The organism is Streptomyces sp. URMC 124, assembly GCF_051386455.1.
In the GTDB taxonomy this organism is placed as follows: Bacteria; Actinomycetota; Actinomycetes; order Streptomycetales; family Streptomycetaceae; genus Streptomyces.
The window spans coordinates 46,774-67,108 of record NZ_JBPQTS010000010.1; the positions used below are offsets into that span (position 1 = coordinate 46,774).

A 20,335-nucleotide genomic window follows, 5' to 3' on the forward strand; every position below is an offset into this window, starting at 1 on the left:
TCACCGCAACGGCCCCGTCGGGGCGCATCTCGTACCGCATCCGGTCGTTGAACCTCGGCAGCGTCGGCCCCGGATTTCACCCCCCGGAGTGGCCGGCGCCTGGCCCGGACGGCCGAGCCGGGTCCGCCCGGTGTGCGGAACGTGCCATGGCGCGGAACGCATGATGCGACAGTGTTCGACGGGATGTACGACGTGTACGAAGCACAGCGGACCGCCCGCCACGAGACCGCGCCGCCGTGACCGAACCAACGGCGGCGGCCGAGGAGTCCCTACAGACATGAGCGACGAGCACGCACAGCGGGCCGCCGGGGGCGGCCGTGGCGCACCGGCGGGCTGGGCGCCCAGGGAGACCGGCGGCCCGGGACGCGGCGGGCACGGCGGCCGGGCCGGGACGCCGGGGCGGCCGGACCGCCCCGGCGGCGACGGCGGCAGGGGCGGCAACGGCGGCGGCGCGAACGGAAACGGCAACCGCCCCCGCCGCACCGGCTGGCGGCGCCTCCTGCCCACCTGGCGGATGGTGCTGGGCGGCTTCCTGCTCGTCGTCCTCCTCGTCGCGGGCGGCCTCATCGCCGGCTACATGCTCGTGCAGATCCCCGCCGCCAACCAGGCCGCCGTCGCCGAGAGCAACGTCTTCCTCTACGCCGACGGCAGCCAGCTGGCGCGCGACGGCGAGGTCAACCGCGAGAGCGTGCCGCTCAGCAAGGTGCCCCGCACCGTGCAGCACGCCGTGCTCGCCGCCGAGGACCGCGACTTCTACTCCGAGTCCGCCGTGAACCCCGAGGCGATGCTGCGCGCCGCCTGGAACACCGTCACCGGCAAGGGCAAGCAGTCCGGCTCCACCATCACCCAGCAGTACGTGAAGAACTACTACCTGGGCCAGGAGCAGACCATCACCCGCAAGGTGAAGGAATTCTTCATCGCCATCAAGCTGGACCGCGAGGAGAGCAAGGACGACATCCTCGAAGGCTATTTGAACACCAGCTACTTCGGCCGCAACGCCTACGGCATCCAGGCCGCCTCCCAGGCGTACTACGGCAAGGACTCCGACAAGCTGAACACCGCCGAGGGCGCCTACCTCGCCACGCTCCTCAACGCCCCCAGCCTCTACGACGTCGGCGCCCACCCCGAGAACCAGGCGCGCGCCACCGCCCGCTGGAACTACGTCCTCGACGGCATGGTCAAGAAGAAGTGGCTCACCCAGGACGAGCGCAACGCCATGAAGTTCCCCGCGCCCGGCAAGGCGCGGGCGCGCCTCGGCATGTCCGGCCAGCGCGGCTATCTCGTGGAGGCCGTCAAGGACTACCTCACCAGCAACAAGATCGTCGACGAGCAGACGCTCGCCCGCGGCGGCTACCGCATCACCACCACCGTCGAGAAGAAGAAGCAAACGGCCTTCGTCAACGCGGTGCAGAAACAGCTGATGGACGAGCTCAGCGACAACCGCACGGTCGACCGGTACGTACGGGCCGGCGGCGCCTCCATCGACCCGCGCACGGGCCGGGTCGTCGCCCTCTACGGCGGCATCGACTACACCAAGCAGTTCGTCAACAACGCCACCCGCCGCGACTTCCAGGTCGGCTCGACCTTCAAGCCGTTCGTCTTCACCTCGGCGGTCGCCAACGACGCGTCCACGCAGGACGGGCGCACCATCACCCCGTACACGCTCTACGACGGGACCAACAAGCGCCCCGTGCAGGGGCCGGACGGGCCCGTCGGCTACGCCCCCGCCAACGAGGACGACATCTCCTACGGGCGGATCACCGTCACCAAGGCCACCGACCTGTCCGTCAACGCCGTCTACGCCCAGATGGCCCAGGACGTCGGCCCGGCCAAGGTCAAGGACACCGCCGTCGCCCTCGGCATCCCCGAGAACACCCCCGACCTGACGGCCACCCCCTCCATCGCGCTCGGCGTCGCCAACGCCAGCGTCCTCGACATGACCCAGGCGTACGCGACGCTCGCCAACCACGGGCGGCACGGCGCGTTCACCATGGTCGACAAGGTCTCCAAGGGCGCCGAGATCGTCCCGCTGCCCTCCACGGACGTCAAGCAGGCCGTGACGCGCACGGCCGCCGACACCACGACCTCGATCCTGGAGAGCGTCGTCGACAACGGCACCGGCCGGGGCGCGCAGGCCGCGGGGCGGCCCGCAGCGGGCAAGACCGGCACCGCCGAGGACGACAAGGCCGCCTGGTTCGCCGGCTACACCCCCGACCTGGCGACCGTCGTCGCCGTGATGGGCCAGGACTCCGACACCGGCGAGCACAAGTCGCTCTACGGGGCCGCGGGGCAGGCCCGCATCAACGGCGGCGGCTTCCCCGCCGACATCTGGGCCTCCTACACCGCCGCCGCCCTCGCGGGCAGCCCGGCCAAGGACTTCGACCTGGAGCTGGAGAGCGGCGCCCGCATCCCGACCCTGGAGCCGCCGGTCACCTCGGCGCCGCCGGAGACCTCCGCGCCGCCCACGGAGCCGGCCCCGCCGACGCTGCCGGAGCCGCCGTCCTTCCCGCCGCTGCCGCCGACCGGGCCGCCGACGGGCTTCCCGACGGGGCCGCCGTCACCGCCGTCCCTGCCGGGCATCCCCACCTTCATCCCGAACGAGCCGAAGGGCGTCCCGGGCCTGGACCGGGACCTGCTGGGCGACTACTGAGAGCGCCGTCTAGTGGCCCGAGGTCGCCTTCAGACCCACGACGGCCACCAGCAGCAGGCAGATGAAGAAGATCCGCGCGGCCGTGGCCGGCTCGCCCAGGACCAGCATGCCCAGGACCGCCGCACCGGCCGCGCCGATACCGACCCAGACGCCGTAGGCCGTACCGATGGGGAGGGTCTTCGCCGCCTGCGACAGCAGCAGCATGCTGGCAGCGATACCCGCGATGGTGAACACGCTCGGCCACAGCCGGGTGAACCCTTCGGTGAACTTCATGCCGATCGACCAGCCGACCTCGAGCAGACCGGCGACGGCGAGCAGGACCCATGCCATGACGGCACCTCCGTGGACGAGAGCTTCCAGGGGTGCGTCGTCTTGTCCTGACCCGGTACGGCGCGTCTCGTCGGGTTTCTCCGACGGTAGCAAACTCAAAGGGACAGGTCAGAGGTAAAGCCCCGTGGAGTCCTCCGAGCCCTCCAGCCGCTCCGCGGCCACGGCGTGCAGATCACGCTCGCGCATCAGCACGTACGCGACCCCCCGGACCTCCACCTCGGCCCGGTCCTCCGGGTCGTACAGCACCCGGTCGCCCGGCTCCACCGTGCGCACGCTCTGCCCGACCGCCACGACCTCGGCCCAGGCCAGCCGGCGGCCCACCGCCGCCGTCGCGGGAATGACGATGCCGCCGGAGGACCGGCGCTCGCCTTCCGGGATATCGGTCCGGACCAGCACACGGTCGTGCAGCATCCGGATGGGCAGCTTGTCGTGGGTGGGGTTCGTACTCACGCAGACGACCGTACCCGCCCGCACCCCGCCCCGCCGCCACGGATCACGGATCCGTGGATGTGACCTACGCCCCGCGGCGCCGCGACGATACGGCGATCAGCCCGATCACACCCACCGCGACCATCGCCACCGGCACGATCCGCTCCAGGCGCGGAGCGCCCTCCTCCGTGGTGAGGCTCGCCTTCGCGTCCGACACCAGCCGGTGCGCCGCCGCGCAGGCACGGCCCGCGGTGTGGTCCACCTTCGCGGCGAGCTTCGCCTTCGCGTCGCCCACGATCGTGCTCGGGTGCATCCGCACGCCGATCTCGTCGAGCGTCACGGCGAGCTCGTTCCGCCTGCGGGCGATGTCCGCCTCGATCTGCGCAGGGGTCCTGGCATCCGACACCGCGCTGCCTCCGTCGTCTCGATAAGAGTGATGATGAGTGATGACGACAGTCTGTCAGCTCGCCGGACCCCGTGCCCCGCGGCACCCCCGATCGGGCCGGTGACTACGCTCGGGACGCAGGCCCACGACCCGAGGAGAGCCATGAGCGAGCGACTGCAGCCCGGCGACACCGCCCCCGCCTTCACCCTTCCCGACGCCGACGGCAACCCGGTCTCGCTCGCGGACCGCAAGGGCCGCAAGGTGATCGTCTACTTCTACCCCGCCGCGCTCACCCCCGGCTGCACCAAGCAGGCCTGCGACTTCACCGACAACCTCGACTTCCTCGCCGGCCACGGCTACGACGTGATCGGCGTCTCCCCCGACAAGCCGGAGAAGCTCGCGAAGTTCCGCGAGAAGGAGAGCCTGGCCGTCACGCTCGTCGGCGACCCGGAGAAGAAGATCCTGGAGGCCTACGGCGCCTTCGGCGAGAAGAAGCTGTACGGGAAGACCGTGACCGGGGTGATCCGCTCGACGGTGATCGTCGACGAGGAGGGCCGTGTCGAGCGCGCGCTCTACAACGTGAAGGCCACGGGGCACGTAGCGAAGATCATCAAGGACCTGGGCCTGTAGGACCGCCCGCAGGACCCCTCACTCGCTCGCCGCGGGCGGCTCCGGACCCGGATCCGGATCCGACTCCGGAAGGTCCAGAACCGCCCGCGCGCCCCCGCCCTCCGCCGTGCCGAACTCCAGCCGGGCCCCCAGCACCACCGCCTGCCCGACCGCGATCGTCAGCCCCAGACCGTGGCCGGTGCCGCGCTCCGGGGCCGCCGTGCGAAAACGCCGCGGGCCCTGGTCCACCAGGTCCGGCGGATAGCCGTCGCCGTGGTCGCGGACCACGATCCGCGTGCCCTCCACCGTGACCTCGATCGGCGGCTTCCCGTGCTTGGCCGCGTTGGCCAGGATGTTCACCAGGATGCGCTCCACGCGGCGGGCGTCCGTCGCCACGATCCGGCCCTCGCCGACCACCTCGATCGCCACGTCGTCCACGCCGCGCTGGCCCCGCGCCCGCTTGACGATCCCGCGCACCAGCGACGGCAGCTCCACCGCGTCCAGCTGGGCGCGCTCGCGGCCCGCGTCCAGGCGGGAGACCTCCAGCAGGTCCTCCACCAGCACCCGCATCGTCTGCGCGCGCTCGCGCACCATCTCCACCGCCCGCGGATGCGGCAGCAGCTCCGCCGAGGCCACGAGCCCCGCCACCGGCGTCCGCAGCTCGTGCGCCACGTCCGCCGTGAACTCCCGCTCCGCCTCCACGCGCGCCGCCAGCGACGTCGCCATGTGATGCACCGAGCGGCCCAGTTCCGCGACCTCGTCCCGGCCGCCCGCGGCCAGCGCCTCCGCGTCCGGCGGCTCGCCCGCCGCTATCCGCCGGGCCGCGGCCGCGCTCAGCCGCAGCCGCCGCGACAGGCTCTGCGCCACGAACCAGGCGACCACCGCCATCAGCGCCACCGTCGCCGCGCCCGCCACCAGCAGCGCCTTGTCCAGCGCCGTCATCAGCGGGTCCCGGTCCGGGTAGGGCGCCGACACCGACAGCACCTTGTCGCCGCCGACCGCCGTCGCCGCCCACACCCGCGGGTCGTCCCCGCCGCTGATGTACGTGCCCGAGCGGCCGCGCGCCACCGCGTGCGCCAGCGGGAACGGCAGCGCCGCGTCGTCCAGTTGGGCGCCCAGGGCGAGGGTGCTGTCGCGCTGGTAGATCTGCAGGGCCGAACTCAGCAGGTCGTCCTGGTAGGCCTGGGCCTGCCGGTCGCGCTCCGCCGCGGAGATGTGGTGCACGGCCAGCCCCAGCACCACGACGGCGAGCGCGGTGACGAAGGAGATCGCGAGGGCGATCCGGCCACGGATACCCATCACGCGATCGTGTACACCTCTTTCGCCTTCGCATGCGGGGTGGCGCCCGTGTAACTGACCTCGATGCCCGTGAAGGCCAGCATCCCGCCGACCTTCGTGACGTCGTACAGCCGCAGCCGCGCCGGGAAGGAGGCCGGGGAACCACCGCCCGACGCGCCCGAGACCAGCACGACACCGGTGCCGGCCGCGCCGTCCGCGGAGAACGAGTCCCACTTGATGTCGCTGGCCACCACCCCGGCGTTCGAGCAGTTCAGCGTGATGATCTTCGGCTCCACGACCGGCGTGCCGACGCCGCACTCGCGCACGCCCGGCATCTCCGTCGGCGCCACCGTCTCCGGCATCGCCCGCGGCGTGTCCCGGGCGGGCAGGGCCCGCTGCGCGGCCGCCGTCTTCGGGGCGTCGCCGACCGTGCCCGAACGGTCCTGGGCCTGGCTGAACCACACGCAGCCGAGCGCCACCACCGTCACCGCCACGAAGATCGCCAAGGCGGTGCGCATGCCGGGGCGACGGGGCGCAACACGGTCGGCCATCGGCCCTCTCTCTGGTCTTTCCGGTGTTCGTGGGTCCGGCTGAACGTCCCCGCTGTGAGGGACGGTGAAATCGGGCCGCGCGTTCCCTTCATGCCTATATCAGCTTCCGGGGCACGCCGGACTCCGGGCGTGACCAATCTCCCTATCGGCGACCGCACCGGTTTGAGCCGCGGCGCAGCGCGCAGACGCAGGCCCGTACACATCGCCGCGCGAGCATGAGGGGGCCGAGCCGTGCCCAACGGCAGCAGCACCGAAGCCGGGAACGCCGCACACGACCCGGCCGCCGTCAGACGACACCCGGCCCTCTTCCGGGCCGTCGCCCGCCGCCGCAACCCGCGGCTGCGGCGCACGGACATCACCGTCACGGACGAGCGCACGGTCAGACGGGCGGTCAAGGCGGCGGCGCTCGGCAATGCCATGGAGTGGTTCGACTTCGGCATCTACAGCTACCTCGCCGTCACCCTCGGGGACGTCTTCTTCCCCTCAGGGAACGACACGGTGCGCCTGCTGTCCTCGCTCGCCACCTTCGCCGTGGCCTTCCTCGTCCGGCCGCTGGGCGGGATGTTCTTCGGCCCGCTCGGCGACCGGATCGGCCGCAAGCGCGTCCTGGCCCTGACGATGGTGCTGATGGCCTCCGGCACCTTCGCCATCGGCCTCATCCCCTCGTACGCGGCCATCGGCTTCTGGTCACCGGTGCTGCTGATCTGCTTCCGGATGCTGCAGGGCTTCTCCACCGGCGGCGAGTACGGGGGCGCCGCGACGTTCATCGCCGAGTACGCCCCGGACAAGCGCCGCGGCTACTTCGGCAGCTTCCTCGAATTCGGCACCCTGGCGGGCTACGTCGGCGCGGCGGGCCTCGTCACCGCCATGACCTCCGCCCTCGGCGGGGACGCCATGACGGACTGGGGCTGGCGGATCCCCTTCCTCGTCGCCGGCCCGCTCGGCCTCGTCGGGCTCTACCTGCGGATGCGGCTGGAGGACACCCCCGCCTTCCAGAAGCTGGAGGAGGACGAGGAGACCGGCGGCACCGAACTCAAGGAGATCTTCACGGCGCAGTGGGCGCGGCTCCTGCTGTGCGTCGTCCTGGCCGGGGCGTACGGCATCACCGACTACATGCTGCTGTCGTACATGCCGACGTACCTCACCGACCAGCTCGGCTACGACGACACGCACGGCCTGGCGATCCTCGTCGCCACGATGATCCTGCTGATGGCCGTCATCACCTGCGTGGGCCGGCTCAGCGACCGCATCGGCCGCAAGCCGCTGCTCATGGCGGGCCTGGGCGGCTTCCTCGCGCTGTCCGCCCCGGCGTTCCTGCTGCTCAAGCAGGGCAGCCTCGCGGCGGTCCTCGGCGGCATGCTGATGCTCGGCCTGCCCCTGGTGTGCCTCCTCGGCACGATGTCCGCCGTCCTCCCCGCCCTCTTCCCCACCCACGTCCGCTACGGCTCCCTGGCCATCGGCTACAACATCTCCACGTCCCTGTTCGGCGGCACGACCCCCCTGGTGATCACGGCCCTGATCCACGCGACGGGCAGCGACATGACACCGGCGTTCTACACGGCGGGCGCGGCGCTGATCGGCATGGTCGCCGTCGCCTTCATGCGCGAAACGGCCCGCCGTCCCCTGGAGGGCTCGCCGCCGGCGGTGGCCACGAAGGAGGAAGCGGAAGAAATCATCACCTCCCAGTCCCCCGAACCGAAGTTCTGATGGTTCGCACCATTGGCGTAACCACCGGTCAGGCGTTTCGTTGATGAGTTCGAGGCTGCGCACGGATGCGCGGTTGCATCACATCGACGCAGGGGGCGCCATGCCTGTCAGCCCGTACACCCGAGAGGTCCTGGCGGAGGCGGCGGGATCTTCACGGACGTTATCGGAGGCGCTGGAGAAGCTGGGGGTGGCCCCGGGGAGTTCCCGGCGGAGATATTTACGCGAGCGCATGAGGAAGCTGGGGGTGGACACGTCCCACTTCGAGCGCGAAGGGGGCCGCTGGACCAAGGAGATCCTCGAATCCGCGGTGGCGGCGTCGTCCACCACCTACGAGGTCCTACGCCATTTGGGCGTCGAAGTCGTGGGCGGGCAGCACACCCACGTCAGTCGCCGGATCCGGGCATTCGGCATCGACACCTCACATTTTGTCGCTCCTGTCTCGAAAGGCAGGAAGCGGAAGCGCTCCCTGGAGGAACTGCTCACGGTGCAGACGGCGCCCGAGGCTCGTCGTGAACAGAGCTGTCGCCTCAAGAAAGCGATGCTGGCACTCGGCGTTGCCGACCGCTGTGCCCTGTGCCGCATCGACGCCGTGTGGCAGGGCATTCCGCTTCCCCTGGAGGTCGACCACATCGATGGCGACTGGCGCAACAATCGCATCGAGAACCTACGGTTGCTCTGCCCCAACTGCCACTCGACGACGGACACGTACCGTGGTCGAGGAAAGGCACGCCACGTCGCTGCGCGCAGTGCAGCACCCGCTGGTGGTGAGGACCGATGAGCAGCGGCGCACGCAGAAGCAGGCCATGCCCCGACGCCCTGCGTAACGCGGTGGCCCAGTCCCTGTCCATCGCTGAAACGCTGAGGCGGCTCGGCCGACGGGACACTGCCGGACAACGCTCCCGGTTGCGTCAGTGGATAGCCGAGGACGGCCTCATCACTTCTCACTTTCTCGGTCAGGCGCACCAACGCGGCAAACCTGGCCCGACTCCCAGAAGACCCCCGGAGGACCTGCTCGTCAAGCACAGCGGTCAACGCCGGACCAGGACGGTGCTGCTCCGCCGGGCCTTGAACGAGATCGGCGTGCCACAAGAGTGTGCCCGCTGCGGAACCGGTCCCGTGTGGCACGGCAAGCCCATGACCCTGGAGATCGATCACGTCAATGGCGACTGGAGCGACGACCGCCGAGAGAACCTCCGGCTTCTCTGTCCCAATTGCCATGCGGTCACCAGCACGTGGTGCCGAGGAGGCCGACGACGACCCTCGTAAGTCGCCGCTCTTCCCCAACCGTCAGGTTCAAGCAGTAAAGTAGGGCGCGGTACACGCGCCCGTACGCCAAGGGCTGAGCGGCGATCTTTAGGTGGTCGTGTCTGTCGGTTCGAATCCGACCGGGCGTACCGATGACGACGGCCTGGCTCGCACACCAGCGAGCCAGGCCGTCGTCGTACGGACAGCTCAGCCCAGCAGTTCCCGGACCGCCGGGACCAGGTCGCGGAAGGCCTTGCCGCGGTGGCTGATGGCGTTCTTTTCGTCTGCGGTGAGTTCGGCGCAGGTGCGGGTTTCGCCCAGGGGCTGGAGGATCGGGTCGTAGCCGAAGCCGCCGCCGCCTGCGGGTTCGTGGCGGAGGGTGCCTTCCAGGCGGCCTTCGACCACGCGCTCCGTGCCGTCCGGGAGGGCCAGCGCGGCGGCGCAGGCGAAGTGGGCGCCGCGGTGTTCGTCGGCGATGTCGCCGAGCTGGGCGAGGAGGAGGTCGAGGTTGGCCTTGTCGTTGCCGTGGGCGCCGGCCCAGCGGGCGGAGAAAATGCCGGGGGCGCCGCCGAGGACGTCGACGCACAGACCGGAGTCGTCGGCGACGGCCGGGAAGCCGGTGGCCTCGGCGAGGGCGTGGGCCTTGAGGAGGGCGTTCTCGGCGAAGGTGACGCCGGTCTCCTTGACGTCGGGGATCTCGGGGTAGGCGTCGGCGCCGACGAGTTCGACGTCGAGGCCGGCCGCCTCCAGGATGGCGCGGAGCTCGGTGACCTTGTTGGCGTTGCGGGTGGCGAGGATCAGGCGCTTCATGGGGTGATTATCCCGGCCCGTCCCCCGCCTACTTCGACGTGCACACCTTCGACAGCTCCCCGGCGGCGTCCGTGAGCGGCGTGAGGTCGGGGTTCTTGTCGTCGCGCAGGGCGTCCCGGACGTTGCCGACGGCCTTTAGGAGGTGGTCGAGGGCCTTGCCGACGTCGACGTTGCTCGTCTTGTCCTTGAGCTTCCTCGTGTCCTTCTCGAGGTTGTCGAGGATCTTGCCCGCGTCGTCGGTGCCGGTCGCGGTGTCGGTGACGCTGCGCTGGAGGTCGTCGACGTCGTTGGATATCTCGAGGCCGAGGCGGGCGCAGTCGACGGCCTTCTGGGCGGTGGAGCAGCCGGCGGCGAGCGGTACGGCGACGAGTGCTGCGGTGGCCAGTGCCAGCGCTGCCTTGCGTGCGGGCATGAGGGTCCCTCCCCTGTGAGTACTGCTACGGGCGTACGGCCCGGTCTTCCCGGCCGTACGCCCGTAGGAACGCTCCGGATCCCTCCGGCGGTTGCCTGGAGCCTCCGCTTACGGCGTCGCCTTACAGCGTGGCCGCGAGCGCCTCGCGCTGGGCGGCGTCGAGTGCGCTGCAGCCCGTGACGGCGAGGTCGAGGATGGCGTTGAGCTCTTCGCGGGCGAAGGGCTCGGCCTCGGCGGTGCCCTGGACCTCGACGAAGCGGCCGTCGCCGGTGCAGACGACGTTCATGTCGGTCTCGGCGCGGACGTCTTCCTCGTAGCAGAGGTCGAGGAGGGGGACGCCGTCGACGATGCCGACGCTGACGGCGCTGACCGTCCCGGTCAGGGGCCGGCGGCCGTGCTTGACGAGCTTCTTGGCCTGGGCCCAGGCGATGGCGTCGGCGAGGGCGACGTAGGCGCCGGTGATGGCGGCGGTGCGGGTGCCGCCGTCGGCCTGGAGGACGTCGCAGTCCAGGACGATGGTGTTCTCGCCGAGGGCCTTGAAGTCGATGACGGCGCGCAGGGAGCGGCCGATGAGGCGGGAGATCTCGTGGGTGCGGCCGCCGATCTTGCCGCGGACGGCTTCGCGGTCGCCGCGGGTGTTGGTGGAGCGGGGCAGCATCGAGTACTCGGCGGTGACCCAGCCCTCGCCGGAGCCCTTGCGCCAGCGGGGGACGCCCTCGGTGACGCTGGCGGTGCAGAAGACCTTGGTGTCTCCGAAGGAGATGAGGACGGAGCCCTCGGCGTGCTTGCTCCAGCCGCGCTGGATGGTCACGGGGCGGAGCTGGTCGGGCGTGCGGCCGTCGATGCGAGACATGGTGATGAGCCTACTGGCATCGGGGGAACGCGAAGGGCCCCGTTCCGGTGGGCGGCGGCGCCGCACTCGGCGACGGCGCGCCCGCTCCGGGGCGGGGCCCTGCGGCGGGAGCCTCAGCGGCTCACATCATGTCTTCGATCTCACCGGCGATCGGGTCGGCGTCGGTGCCGATGACGACCTGGATGGCGGTGCCCATCTTGACGACGCCGTGGGCGCCGGCGGCCTTGAGCGCGGCCTCGTCGACCAGCTCCGGGTCGGCGACCTCGGTGCGGAGACGGGTGATGCAGCCCTCGATCTCCTCGATGTTGTCGATGCCGCCGAGGCCGGCGACGATCTTCTCAGCCTTGCTGGCCATGTGCACTCCTGGTTGTCTTCGGCCCTTCGGCGGTACCACCGACCGGCTTCCACACGGTAAACCACGTTCAGCCCAACTATGCGGGCAGATGTCCGCCATCCGGCAAATGATGGCCTCACCCACCACCCCGCATAAGTGGTCTACACCAGTATGCGGCACACACCGAGCGGGCCGTCGCCGGGGCGCGGCGGCCGGGAGGACGCAGATGAGCACGGACGCCACGGCGGCACCGGGGCAGAGCCGGTGGCGGGAGCGCCGGCAGACCCTCTTCTCGAACCTGCAGAAGATGGGCCGCAGCCTCCAGCTGCCGATCGCGGTGCTCCCGGCCGCCGGCATCCTGAACCGGCTCGGCCAGCCGGACGTCTTCGGCGCGGACGGGCTGGGCTGGACGGACGTGGCGAAGGTCTTCGCGGGCGCGGGCGGCGCGCTGCTGGACTCGGCGCTGGGCCTGCCGCTGCTGTTCTGCGTGGGCGTGGCGATCGGGATGGCGAAGAAGGCGGACGGCTCGACGGCGCTGGCCGCCGTGGTGGCCTTCCTCGTCTACTTCTCGGTGCTGCACCAGTTCCCGGAGGACTGCCCGCAGGAGACGACGTTCGGCGGGGCGGGGCTGTGGAGCGGGGTGTGCGTCTCGACGGGCGGCACGGCGGCCCCGGCGAGCTTCCAGAACCCGGGGGTCTTCGGCGGCATCGTGATCGGCCTGCTGAGCGCGTGGTTCTGGATGCGCTTCCACCGGGTGCGGCTGGTGGACTGGCTGGGCTTCTTCAACGGCCGCCGGCTGGTGCCGATCCTGATGTCGTTCGTCGCGCTGCTGTTCGCGGTGGTCTGCCTGTTCGTCTGGCCGCCGGTGGGTGACGCGCTGACGAGCTTCAGCAAGTGGCTGTCGGACCTGTCCGCGACGGGTGCGGGCGTCTTCGGCGTCGCGAACCGGGCGCTGCTGGTGGTGGGCCTGCACCAGTTCCTGAACACGTTCATGTGGTTCCAGTTCGGCGACTACACGAAGCCGGACGGCACGGTGGTGCACGGCGACATCAACCGCTTCCTGGCGGGCGACCCGCACGCGGGCCAGTTCACGACGGGTTTCTTCCCCATCATGATGTTCGCGCTGCCCGCGGCGGCGCTGGCGATCGCGCACTGCGCGAAGCCGCACCGGCGCAAGGAGGTGGCGGGCATGATGCTCTCGGTGGGCCTGACGTCGTTCGTCACGGGCATCACCGAGCCCATCGAGTACTCGTTCCTCTTCATCGCGCCGCTGCTGTACGCGGTGCACGCGCTGCTGACGGGCGTGTCGATGGCGGTGAGCTGGGGGCTGGGGGTGCACGACGGGTTCAGCTTCTCGGCGGGCCTGATCGACTACGTGATCAACTGGGGGCTGGCGACCAAGCCGTGGCTGATCATTCCGATCGGGCTGTGCTTCGCCGTCGTCTACTACGCGATTTTCCGGTTCGCGATTACGAAGTTCGACCTGCCGACTCCGGGGCGTGAGCCGGAAGAGCTCGCGGAGGAGATGGAGCGCGGGAACGTGAAGGAGTAATCGCAGTCCGTCACCGGACGCGGGCCCTCGGACCACTCGGTTCCGGGGGCCTTTTCCGCGTTCCCGCAGCCGCGTCCGAGCCGTGTCCGAGCTGTGTCCGAAGCCACCGGGAAGTACGGATTCCTTTATCCCGTACTCACGTGCTACAACAGGTCTAAACCACTGAGTGGTGTAGACCAAAAGCGGGCCGTCCCCCTTCCCCCGAGCGCCCGCCTCACCTGGAGGAATCCGATGAGTAAGAGCGCCAAGGCGGCAAAGGCGGCGCCTGACGACGCCGCTGCGCCGGAGAAGCCGGAGAAGAAGAAGTTCGGCGCCGGCGCCATGGCGATTGCCCAGCGTATCGGGCGCAGCCTGATGCTGCCGGTCGCGGTGCTCCCCGCCGCCGCGCTGATGGTCCGCCTCGGCCAGGGCGACATGCTGGGCAAGGAGTCCCTCCCGGCGTTCCTCAACAAGATCGCCGAATTTATGTCGGCCGGCGGCGGCGCGATCCTCGACAACATGGCGCTGCTGTTCGCCGTGGGTGTCGCGATCGGCTACGCGAAGAAGTCGGACGGCTCGACGGCGCTGGCCGCCGTGGCCGGTTACCTGGTCTTCAGCAAGGTCCTGGGCACCTTCACCGACGGCAGCCTCCCGAAGAAGGAGGCCGTGGTCGACCACAAGGTCGCCATGGTGGAGCAGGCCGTCGACGCCAAGGTCCTCGGCGGCGTCGTGATGGGCCTCGTGGTGGCGCTGATATACCAGCGCTTCTACCGCACCAAGCTGCCGGACTGGGCGGGCTTCTTCGGCGGCCGCCGCCTGGTGCCGATCCTGTCGTCCTTCGCGGGTCTGCTCATCGGCGTCGTCTTCGGTTACATCTGGCCGGTGCTCGGCACGGGTCTGCACAACTTCGGCGAGTGGCTGGTCGGCTCCGGCGCGGTCGGCGCGGGCATCTTCGGTGTCGCCAACCGCGGTCTGATCCCGGTCGGCATGCACCACCTGCTCAACTCCTTCCCGTGGTTCCAGGCGGGTTCGTACGAGGGCCCCAAGGGCACCGTCAACGGCGACATCGCCCGCTTCCTCGCCGGTGACCCGAACGCCGGCCAGTTCATGACCGGCTTCTTCCCGATCATGATGTTCGCGCTGCCGGCCGCCTGCCTCGCGATCGTGCACTGCGCCCGCCCCGAGAACCGCAAGGTCGTCGGCGGCATGATGTTCTCCCTCGCGCTCACCGCCTTCGTCACCGGCGTGACCGAGCCGATCGAGTTCACGTTCATGTTCGTCGCGCCGCTGCTCTACGCGATCCACGCGGTGCTGACCGGTGTCTCGATGGCGCTGACCTGGGCGCTCGGCATGAAGGACGGCTTCGGCTTCTCGGCCGGCGTCATCGACTTCCTGCTGAACCTGGGCATCGCCTCGAAGCCGTGGATGCTCGTCCTCGTGGGCCTGTGCTTCGCCGCGATCTACTATGTGGTCTTCCGCTTCGCCATCACGAAGTTCGACCTCAAGACCCCGGGCCGCGAGTCCGAGGAAGAGTCCGCCGAATTGAAGGCGTGACGCTAAAACACCAGTAAAAGCCCCCGGAATCCATGGGATTCCGGGGGCTTTTCCTTATCGGCCCTGGAAAACAGAGAAATTCAGAGCTCGTACACGGCTCCGGCCCGTGCGAGTTCGACCGGCCCGTCGTAGACCGCCCGGGCGTCGCGGAGGTTGGTCAGGGGATCCGTCCAGGGCGGGATGTGGGTGAGGACCAGCCGCCCCGCACCGGCCCGCGCGGCGTGCTCGCCCGCCTCGCGGCCGTTGAGGTGGAGGTCGGGGATGTCCTCCTTGCCGTGGGTGAACGACGCCTCGCACAGCAGGAGGTCGGCCCCCTCGGCCAGGCCGTGGAGCTCCTCGCAGGGGCCGGTGTCACCGGAGTAGACGAGCGCGCGGCCGTCGTGCTCGACGCGGAAGGCGAAGGCCTCCACGGGGTGGCGCACCCGGTCCGTGCGGACGGTCAGGGGGCCCAGGGAGAAGCTGCCGGGGGTGAGCGTGCGGAAGTCGAAGACCTCGCTCATGCAGGAGTCGTCGGGCACGTCCCCGTACGCCGTGGCCAGCCGGTGCTCGGTGTCCCGCGGGCCGTAGACGGGGATGGCCTCGGCGCGGCCGCCCTCGTGCCGGTAGTAGCGGGCCACGAAGTAGCCGCACATGTCGATGCAGTGGTCGGGGTGCAGGTGCGAGAGCAGGATGGCGTCGAGGTCGTACAGACCGATGTGGCGCTGCAGCTCGCCCAGGGCGCCGTTGCCCATGTCGAGGAGCAGCCGGAAGCCGTCGGCCTCTACGAGGTAGCTCGAGCAGGCCGATTCCGTGGACGGGAACGACCCCGAGCATCCGACGACGGTGAGCTTCATGCGGGCCTGAACCTCCGTTGACTCGTGACGGGGGGCCATGCGGTCCGTCGAGCGTAAAGCGCGAACGGGACGGCCGCTCCTCCGCGAGGTGGGGTTGTGGCTGAAGTCACCGGTACGGACCCTTCTGGGCGGGCCCCGGGCCGGGCCCGCCGCCGCCCGGGGCCGCGGGCGGGGTCTACGCCCAGAGCTGGCCGTGCAGCGCCTCCACGGCCGCTTCCGTGGTGGGGGCCGTGTAGATGCCCGTCGAGAGGTACTTCCAGCCGCCGTCGGCCACGACGAAGGCGATGTCGGCGCTCTCCCCGGCGCGTTCGGCCTTGCGGGCCACGCCGAGGGCGGCGTGCAGGACGGCGCCGGTGGAGACGCCCGCGAAGATGCCCTCCTCGGTGAGGAGCTCGCGCGTGCGGCGCACGGCGTCCTCGGAGCCGACCGAGTAGCGCGTGGTGAGGACGGAGGCGTCGTAGAGCTCGGGGACGAAGCCCTCGTCCAGGTTGCGCAGGCCGTAGACGAGGTCGTCGTAGCGCGGCTCGGCGGCGACGATGCTGACGCCGGGCTTGTGCTCGCGCAGGTAGCGGCCGACGCCCATGAGGGTGCCGGTGGTGCCGAGGCCCGCGACGAAGTGGGTGATCTCGGGGAGGTCGGCGAGGATCTCCGGGCCCGTGCCCGCGTAGTGCGCCCCGGCGTTGTCGGGATTGCCGTACTGGTAGAGCATCACCCAGTCGGCGTGCTCGGCGGCGAGCTCCTTGGCGACGCGGACGGCGGTGTTGGAGCCGCCCGCGGCGGGCGAGGAGATGATCTCCGCGCCCCACATGGCGAGCAGCTGCCGCCGCTCCTCGCTGGTGTTCTCCGGCATGACGCACACGATGCGGTAGCCCTTGAGGCGGGCCGCCATGGCGAGCGAGATCCCGGTGTTGCCGGAGGTGGGCTCCAGGATGGTGCAGCCCGGCGTCAGCCGCCCGGCCCGCTCCGCCTGCTCGATCATGTGCAGGGCGGGGCGGTCCTTGACCGAGCCGGTGGGATTGCGGTCCTCCAGCTTGGCCCAGATCCGGACCGACCCGGACGGGGAGAGCCTGGGCAGCCGCACCAGCGGGGTGTTGCCGACCGAGGCCAGGTGGCTGTCGTAGCGCATGTGCGGGCCGCTCAGGCCATTCCGCCGGCGACCGCCGGGAGGATCGTCACGCTGTCGCCGTCGCTGAGCCCGGTGGCGATGCCGGCGAGGAAGCGGACGTCCTCGTCGTTGAGGTAGACGTTGACGAAGCGGCGCAGCTCGCCGCCGGCGGCGTCGTCGACCAGGCGCTCGCGGATGCCCGCGTGGCGGGTGTCGAGGTCCTTGAAGAGCTCGTCGATGGTGGCGCCGCTGCCTTCGACGGCCTTCTGCCCGTCGGTGTACGTGCGGAGAATGGTCGGGATGCGGACCTCGATGGCCATGATGCGGCTCCTGTCGGCGTGCGGGTGGGGCACCTGGGGCGATCGTATCGATTCCGTGTGCGGCCGCCGGAAGTTCGTACCGGCATCCGGACAGCCGCGGCCCGCCGGAGGCCTTGTCCTCAGTAAGCAGGCACCACGGTGACGTCCTCTTCCGTCACCTGGCCGTCCACTATGCGGAACGAGCGGAACTGGAAGGGGCCCTCGCCGTCGGTGTCGGCGGTGGAGACGAGCACGTAGTGGGCGCCGGGCTCGCCCGCGTACGAGACGTCCGTGCGGGACGGGTAGGCCTCGGTGGCCGTGTGCGAGTGGTAGATGACCACGGGCTCCTCGTCGCGGTCGTCCAGCTCGCGGTAGAGCTTCAGCAGGTCCGCCGAGTCGAACTCGTAGAACGTGGGCGAGCGCGCGGCGTTGAGCATCGGGACGAACCGCTCCGGGCGGTCGCTGCCGGCCGGACCCGCGACCACGCCGCACGCCTCGTCGGGGTGGTCCGCGCGGGCGTGCGCGACGATCCGGTCGTACAGGTCCTGCGTGATGGTCAGCATGCGGCCCAGGATAGGCACGCGGGGTTCGCCCGGGTAAAGCGAAGGGCCCGCCCGTACCGAGGAGTGGTACGGACGGGCCCGGATGCCGGACAGTGCCGTCAGGCGCGGGGGCGGGGCGTCAGGCCGTCAGGCGACCTGCTCGACCTTCTGCTCGGTCTCCACCTGCGCGGCCTGCGTGTAGTCCTTGCGCTCGAAGGCCTGCGGGTTGCGGGCCTTGAGGACGAGGTAGGACACCCACATGATCGCCGCCCAGACGGGGGCGCAGTACAGGGAGACCCGCGCGTCCTTGTCGATGCCCATCATCACGATGACCATGAGGATGAAGCCGAGGGCGAAGAGGCTGGTCCACGGCGCGCCGGGGGCGCGGAACGAGGACTGCGGGAGCTCACCGCGGTTGGCCTTGCGGCGGTAGCGCAGCTGGGCGACGAGGATCACGATCCACGCCCACATGCCGGAGATGGTCGCGAAGGAGACGACGTAGTCGAACGCCTTGCCCGGCCACTGGTAGTTGATCCAGACGCCGACGAGCATCAGCGCGGCGGAGAAGGTGGTGCCGCGCAGCGGCAGGCCGCCCTTGGTCAGCTGGCCGAAGAACTTCGGGCCCTGGCCGTTGAGCGAGAGGTCGCGCAGCATGCGGCCGGTGGAGTACATGCCGGAGTTGCAGGACGACAGCGCCGCGGTGAGGACGACGAAGTTGACGATGCCGGCGCCGGCGGGCAGGCCGATCTTCTGGAAGGCGGCCACGAACGGGCTGACGCCCGGCATGAACTCGCCCCACGGAACGACGGCCAGGATGATGATCAGCGCGCCGATGTAGAAGACCGCGATGCGCCACGGCACGGTGTTGATCGCCTTGGGGAGCGTCTTCTCCGGGTCCTTGGCCTCGCCCGCGGTGACGCCGACCAGCTCGACGGCGAGGAAGGCGAACATCACGATCTGCAGGGTCATCAGGGTGTTGCCGATGCCGTGCGGGAAGAAGCCGCCGTCGTTCCAGAGGTTGGCGACGGTCGCGGTGTCACCGGCGTCGGAGAAGCCGATGGTGAGCACGCCGATACCGATGAGGATCATGCCGATGATGGCGGTGACCTTGACCATCGAGAACCAGAACTCCAGCTCACCGAAGAGCTTCACGGAGATCAGGTTGGCGAAGTACAGGATGACGGTGAAGACCAGCGCGGAGACCCATTGCGGAATGGAATGGTTCCAGTACTGCACATAGGAGGCCGCTGCGGTCACCTCGACGATTCCGGTGACGACCCAGAAGAGCCAGTACGTCCATCCGGTCACATAGCCCCAGAAGGGGCCGAGGAACTCTCGGGCGTAGTCCGAGAAGGAGCCCGACACCGGGCGGTACATGAGCAGCTCACCGAGCGCTCGCATGATGAAGAAGATGACCAGGCCGGCTATCGCATAGGCCAGGATCAGGCTCGGGCCGGCCTTGGAAATGGCCTTCCCCGCGCCGAGGAAGAGGCCGGTGCCGATGGCGCCACCAATGGCGATCATCTGAATCTGTCGGTTACCGAGTCCCCGCTCGTAACCCTCGGAAACGGCCTTGCCGCTTCCCTTGTCTCCCGATTCCGCGACTGCGTCCGCGGTACGGGCCGCGACCTGCTCAGAGGTCATGGTGGTGCGCCTTTCTCCATACCGATCCGGTTGCTCCGGATCGGGTTCCGATCCCCCCGGATGGAGTCCTGCGAGTGCCGACGGTCGGCCGGCTCAGCGCTCCCGCCGTGAACATGGGTGGCGTCACGGAGGCAGGTCGGCAAGATGTATCACGAGTGGCCGGTAGATCGTCTGAATGCCGATCATGGGCTCGTGACGCACACCACAAAGAAATGCGGACAATGGGGAAAAGGGCGGGCGATAACCGCCACTGCGGTGATCCGATCGTTATCCGGACTTGATTCTTCCCTGAGCGGACGTCCGGACGCTTTTGATCGATCAGCCGATAAGTGTCTCTACCAGCGATTCCTGCAGGCCACCGAGCCAGAGATAGGCCATGACCATCGGCTTGCGCGGATCCTCGTCCGGCAGCCGGAGCAGGAGCTCGCTGTCCTCGTCATGGGCGATTTCCAGCCGCGCGCCGATGGCCAGCCGGAGGTCGTTGAGCGCGCCGAGCCAGCGCCGGCAGTCCTCGGGCGCGAGCCGCAGGACCGCGGCCCGGTCGCCGGCGACCGTGAGCGAGTCGAGCGAGCGGACCACCGCGAGGGCGTCCTCGCGCTTGCGGTCGCGCAGGTCGTTCTCGGTGTAGCGGCGGAATTCGGCGGCGTACGCGCGCTCCTGCGGGTCCTGCTCGGCGCCCGGGTCGCCGTAGGCGTCGGGGAAGAGCCGGGCCAGCGCGGGATCGGACGGCGGCTCGCTCGGACCTTCGGCGAAGAGCCGCGCGAGCGGATCGGCGCCCTCGGGGCCCGCGGCGTCGTCGCCCGGCCCGATCAGCTCCAGGAGCTGCACCGCCAGGCTGCGCAGGATGGAGACCTCGACCTCGTCCAGGGCCACGGCGGCCCCGCCGCCGGACAGCGGCTCGAAGTGGCCGGCCATCAACGGTCCTGCGACAGCGTCGCCCACAGCCCGTAGCCGTGCATCGCCTGCACGTCGCGCTCCATCTCTTCGCGGCTGCCGCTGGAGACGGTGGCGCGCCCCTTGTGGTGGACGTCGAGCATCAGCTTGTGGGCCTTGTCCTTGGGGTAGCCGAAGTACGCCTGGAAGACATACGTCACATAACTCATGAGGTTGACGGGGTCGTTGTGGACCAGTGTGACCCAGGGGACGTCGGGCTCGGTCACCGCGTACGGGGACTCGCTCGACTCGGGGCGTTCGATCTCGACCGGTGCAACACTCACGTTTCCCATGCTGCCAC

23 protein-coding genes, 1 tRNA gene and 1 riboswitch are annotated in these 20,335 nt (G+C 70.1%); of the genes, 8 read left to right on the top strand and 16 right to left on the bottom strand.

Annotation, left to right across the window (positions count from 1 at the left end):
- The first annotated feature begins 277 nt into the window (after positions 1-277).
- A complete protein-coding gene (locus tag ACSNOG_RS03815; protein ID WP_436751075.1) occupies positions 278-2,650 on the top strand; it encodes a transglycosylase domain-containing protein in 2,373 nt (790 codons plus the stop codon).
- Positions 2,651-2,659: 9 nt separating this feature from the next.
- Here the strand turns inward: ACSNOG_RS03815 and ACSNOG_RS03820 are convergent, their stop codons facing one another.
- The 3 genes from ACSNOG_RS03820 to ACSNOG_RS03830 form a co-directional block, all read right to left on the bottom strand.
- Positions 2,660-2,980, bottom strand: coding sequence for a DMT family transporter (locus ACSNOG_RS03820; protein WP_436751076.1), 321 nt, complete (start codon positions 2,978-2,980; stop codon positions 2,660-2,662).
- 31 nt (positions 2,981-3,011) lie between these two features.
- A riboswitch (guanidine-III (ykkC-III) riboswitch) is annotated at positions 3,012-3,076 on the bottom strand.
- Between the two features lie 12 nt (positions 3,077-3,088).
- Complete coding sequence (locus tag ACSNOG_RS03825) at positions 3,089-3,391, bottom strand: GroES family chaperonin (protein WP_058046871.1); 303 nt, start codon at positions 3,389-3,391, stop codon at positions 3,089-3,091.
- A gap of 103 nt (positions 3,392-3,494) precedes the next feature.
- Entirely contained in the window at positions 3,495-3,815 is a 321-nt protein-coding gene (locus tag ACSNOG_RS03830; protein WP_436751077.1) for a DUF3618 domain-containing protein, read from the bottom strand.
- A 141-nt stretch (positions 3,816-3,956) separates the two neighbouring features.
- Between ACSNOG_RS03830 and bcp the strand changes: the two genes are divergently transcribed.
- On the top strand, positions 3,957-4,424 hold the full coding sequence (bcp, locus tag ACSNOG_RS03835; protein WP_436751078.1) for a thioredoxin-dependent thiol peroxidase: 468 nt from the start codon (positions 3,957-3,959) through the stop codon (positions 4,422-4,424).
- 18 nt (positions 4,425-4,442) lie between these two features.
- On the opposite strand, the gene ACSNOG_RS03840 is transcribed toward bcp, so the two are convergent.
- Entirely contained in the window at positions 4,443-5,702 is a 1,260-nt protein-coding gene (locus ACSNOG_RS03840; RefSeq protein ID WP_436751079.1) for a sensor histidine kinase, read from the bottom strand.
- Entirely contained in the window at positions 5,702-6,232 is a 531-nt protein-coding gene (locus ACSNOG_RS03845; RefSeq protein ID WP_436751080.1) for a hypothetical protein, read from the bottom strand. Before ACSNOG_RS03845 ends, ACSNOG_RS03840 begins: the two co-directional genes overlap by 1 nt.
- 231 nt (positions 6,233-6,463) lie before the next feature.
- On the opposite strand from ACSNOG_RS03845, the gene ACSNOG_RS03850 reads away from it, so the two are divergent.
- The 4 genes from ACSNOG_RS03850 (at position 6,464) to ACSNOG_RS03865 (ending at position 9,333) form a co-directional block, all read left to right on the top strand.
- On the top strand, positions 6,464-7,939 hold the full coding sequence (locus tag ACSNOG_RS03850) for an MFS transporter (protein ID WP_436751081.1): 1,476 nt from the start codon (positions 6,464-6,466) through the stop codon (positions 7,937-7,939).
- A gap of 100 nt (positions 7,940-8,039) precedes the next feature.
- Positions 8,040-8,717 carry an HNH endonuclease signature motif containing protein gene (locus ACSNOG_RS03855; RefSeq protein WP_436751082.1) on the top strand — a complete coding sequence of 226 codons (678 nt, stop codon included), beginning with the start codon at positions 8,040-8,042 and terminating at the stop codon, positions 8,715-8,717.
- Entirely contained in the window at positions 8,714-9,205 is a 492-nt protein-coding gene (locus tag ACSNOG_RS03860) for an HNH endonuclease (protein ID WP_436751083.1), read from the top strand. Before ACSNOG_RS03855 ends, ACSNOG_RS03860 begins: the two co-directional genes overlap by 4 nt.
- Positions 9,206-9,260: 55 nt before the next feature.
- Positions 9,261-9,333 (top strand) — tRNA-Leu (locus ACSNOG_RS03865).
- A 58-nt stretch (positions 9,334-9,391) separates the two neighbouring features.
- Here the strand turns inward: ACSNOG_RS03865 and rdgB are convergent.
- From rdgB to ACSNOG_RS03885, 4 genes are all read right to left on the bottom strand, one after another.
- On the bottom strand, positions 9,392-9,994 hold the full coding sequence (gene rdgB, locus ACSNOG_RS03870) for an RdgB/HAM1 family non-canonical purine NTP pyrophosphatase (RefSeq protein WP_436751084.1): 603 nt from the start codon (positions 9,992-9,994) through the stop codon (positions 9,392-9,394).
- Positions 9,995-10,022: 28 nt separating this feature from the next.
- Positions 10,023-10,406, bottom strand: a complete 384-nt coding sequence (locus ACSNOG_RS03875; RefSeq protein WP_436751085.1) for a hypothetical protein — start codon at positions 10,404-10,406, stop codon at positions 10,023-10,025.
- A gap of 121 nt (positions 10,407-10,527) precedes the next feature.
- A complete protein-coding gene (gene rph / locus ACSNOG_RS03880) occupies positions 10,528-11,259 on the bottom strand; it encodes a ribonuclease PH (RefSeq protein WP_436751086.1) in 732 nt (243 codons plus the stop codon).
- Between the two features lie 121 nt (positions 11,260-11,380).
- Positions 11,381-11,614 (bottom strand): glucose PTS transporter subunit EIIB, encoded by a 234-nt coding sequence (locus tag ACSNOG_RS03885; protein ID WP_030369451.1) that lies wholly within the window; start codon positions 11,612-11,614, stop codon positions 11,381-11,383.
- A gap of 205 nt (positions 11,615-11,819) precedes the next feature.
- Here ACSNOG_RS03885 and ACSNOG_RS03890 point away from each other — a divergent pair, with 205 nt between their 5' ends.
- Entirely contained in the window at positions 11,820-13,145 is a 1,326-nt protein-coding gene (locus ACSNOG_RS03890) for a PTS transporter subunit EIIC (protein ID WP_436751087.1), read from the top strand.
- A 321-nt stretch (positions 13,146-13,466) separates the two neighbouring features.
- Positions 13,467-14,678, top strand: coding sequence for a PTS transporter subunit EIIC (locus tag ACSNOG_RS03895; protein WP_436751105.1), 1,212 nt, complete (start codon positions 13,467-13,469; stop codon positions 14,676-14,678).
- Positions 14,679-14,758: 80 nt separating this feature from the next.
- Here ACSNOG_RS03895 and ACSNOG_RS03900 read toward each other — a convergent pair whose 3' ends face one another.
- The 7 genes from ACSNOG_RS03900 to clpS form a co-directional block, all read right to left on the bottom strand.
- Positions 14,759-15,511 carry an MBL fold metallo-hydrolase gene (locus ACSNOG_RS03900; protein WP_436751088.1) on the bottom strand — a complete coding sequence of 251 codons (753 nt, stop codon included), beginning with the start codon at positions 15,509-15,511 and terminating at the stop codon, positions 14,759-14,761.
- Between the two features lie 175 nt (positions 15,512-15,686).
- The gene (locus ACSNOG_RS03905) at positions 15,687-16,637 is read right to left on the bottom strand and encodes a PLP-dependent cysteine synthase family protein (RefSeq protein ID WP_436751089.1); all 951 of its coding nucleotides are present in this window, start codon (positions 16,635-16,637) and stop codon (positions 15,687-15,689) included.
- A gap of 11 nt (positions 16,638-16,648) precedes the next feature.
- Entirely contained in the window at positions 16,649-16,936 is a 288-nt protein-coding gene (locus ACSNOG_RS03910) for a MoaD/ThiS family protein (protein WP_436751090.1), read from the bottom strand.
- Between the two features lie 119 nt (positions 16,937-17,055).
- The gene (locus tag ACSNOG_RS03915; RefSeq protein ID WP_436751091.1) at positions 17,056-17,478 is read right to left on the bottom strand and encodes a Mov34/MPN/PAD-1 family protein; all 423 of its coding nucleotides are present in this window, start codon (positions 17,476-17,478) and stop codon (positions 17,056-17,058) included.
- Positions 17,479-17,604: 126 nt separating this feature from the next.
- Positions 17,605-19,101, bottom strand: coding sequence for an amino acid permease (locus ACSNOG_RS03920; protein WP_436751092.1), 1,497 nt, complete (start codon positions 19,099-19,101; stop codon positions 17,605-17,607).
- Positions 19,102-19,419: 318 nt separating this feature from the next.
- Entirely contained in the window at positions 19,420-20,016 is a 597-nt protein-coding gene (locus ACSNOG_RS03925; RefSeq protein ID WP_436751093.1) for a DUF2017 domain-containing protein, read from the bottom strand.
- Complete coding sequence (gene clpS / locus ACSNOG_RS03930) at positions 20,016-20,327, bottom strand: ATP-dependent Clp protease adapter ClpS (protein WP_168092804.1); 312 nt, start codon at positions 20,325-20,327, stop codon at positions 20,016-20,018. Before clpS ends, ACSNOG_RS03925 begins: the two co-directional genes overlap by 1 nt.
- Between the last annotated feature and the right edge of the window lie 8 nt (positions 20,328-20,335).

Coding starts and splice junctions, on each gene's coding strand:
- ACSNOG_RS03815 (WP_436751075.1), top strand. CDS start 278: ATGAGCGACGAGCACGCACAGCGGGCCGCCGGGGGCGGCCGTGGCGCA.
- ACSNOG_RS03905 (WP_436751089.1), bottom strand. CDS start 16,637: ATGCGCTACGACAGCCACCTGGCCTCGGTCGGCAACACCCCGCTGGTG.
- ACSNOG_RS03910 (WP_436751090.1), bottom strand. CDS start 16,936: ATGGCCATCGAGGTCCGCATCCCGACCATTCTCCGCACGTACACCGAC.
- ACSNOG_RS03915 (WP_436751091.1), bottom strand. CDS start 17,478: ATGCTGACCATCACGCAGGACCTGTACGACCGGATCGTCGCGCACGCC.
- ACSNOG_RS03920 (WP_436751092.1), bottom strand. CDS start 19,101: ATGACCTCTGAGCAGGTCGCGGCCCGTACCGCGGACGCAGTCGCGGAA.
- ACSNOG_RS03875 (WP_436751085.1), bottom strand. CDS start 10,406: ATGCCCGCACGCAAGGCAGCGCTGGCACTGGCCACCGCAGCACTCGTC.
- ACSNOG_RS03840 (WP_436751079.1), bottom strand. CDS start 5,702: ATGGGTATCCGTGGCCGGATCGCCCTCGCGATCTCCTTCGTCACCGCG.
- ACSNOG_RS03895 (WP_436751105.1), top strand. CDS start 13,467: ATGGCGATTGCCCAGCGTATCGGGCGCAGCCTGATGCTGCCGGTCGCG.
- ACSNOG_RS03855 (WP_436751082.1), top strand. CDS start 8,040: ATGCCTGTCAGCCCGTACACCCGAGAGGTCCTGGCGGAGGCGGCGGGA.
- ACSNOG_RS03845 (WP_436751080.1), bottom strand. CDS start 6,232: ATGGCCGACCGTGTTGCGCCCCGTCGCCCCGGCATGCGCACCGCCTTG.
- ACSNOG_RS03890 (WP_436751087.1), top strand. CDS start 11,820: ATGAGCACGGACGCCACGGCGGCACCGGGGCAGAGCCGGTGGCGGGAG.
- ACSNOG_RS03860 (WP_436751083.1), top strand. CDS start 8,714: ATGAGCAGCGGCGCACGCAGAAGCAGGCCATGCCCCGACGCCCTGCGT.
- ACSNOG_RS03820 (WP_436751076.1), bottom strand. CDS start 2,980: ATGGCATGGGTCCTGCTCGCCGTCGCCGGTCTGCTCGAGGTCGGCTGG.
- bcp (WP_436751078.1), top strand. CDS start 3,957: ATGAGCGAGCGACTGCAGCCCGGCGACACCGCCCCCGCCTTCACCCTT.
- ACSNOG_RS03925 (WP_436751093.1), bottom strand. CDS start 20,016: ATGGCCGGCCACTTCGAGCCGCTGTCCGGCGGCGGGGCCGCCGTGGCC.
- clpS (WP_168092804.1), bottom strand. CDS start 20,327: ATGGGAAACGTGAGTGTTGCACCGGTCGAGATCGAACGCCCCGAGTCG.
- ACSNOG_RS03825 (WP_058046871.1), bottom strand. CDS start 3,391: ATGCTGCACGACCGTGTGCTGGTCCGGACCGATATCCCGGAAGGCGAG.
- rph (WP_436751086.1), bottom strand. CDS start 11,259: ATGTCTCGCATCGACGGCCGCACGCCCGACCAGCTCCGCCCCGTGACC.
- ACSNOG_RS03900 (WP_436751088.1), bottom strand. CDS start 15,511: ATGAAGCTCACCGTCGTCGGATGCTCGGGGTCGTTCCCGTCCACGGAA.
- ACSNOG_RS03885 (WP_030369451.1), bottom strand. CDS start 11,614: ATGGCCAGCAAGGCTGAGAAGATCGTCGCCGGCCTCGGCGGCATCGAC.
- rdgB (WP_436751084.1), bottom strand. CDS start 9,994: ATGAAGCGCCTGATCCTCGCCACCCGCAACGCCAACAAGGTCACCGAG.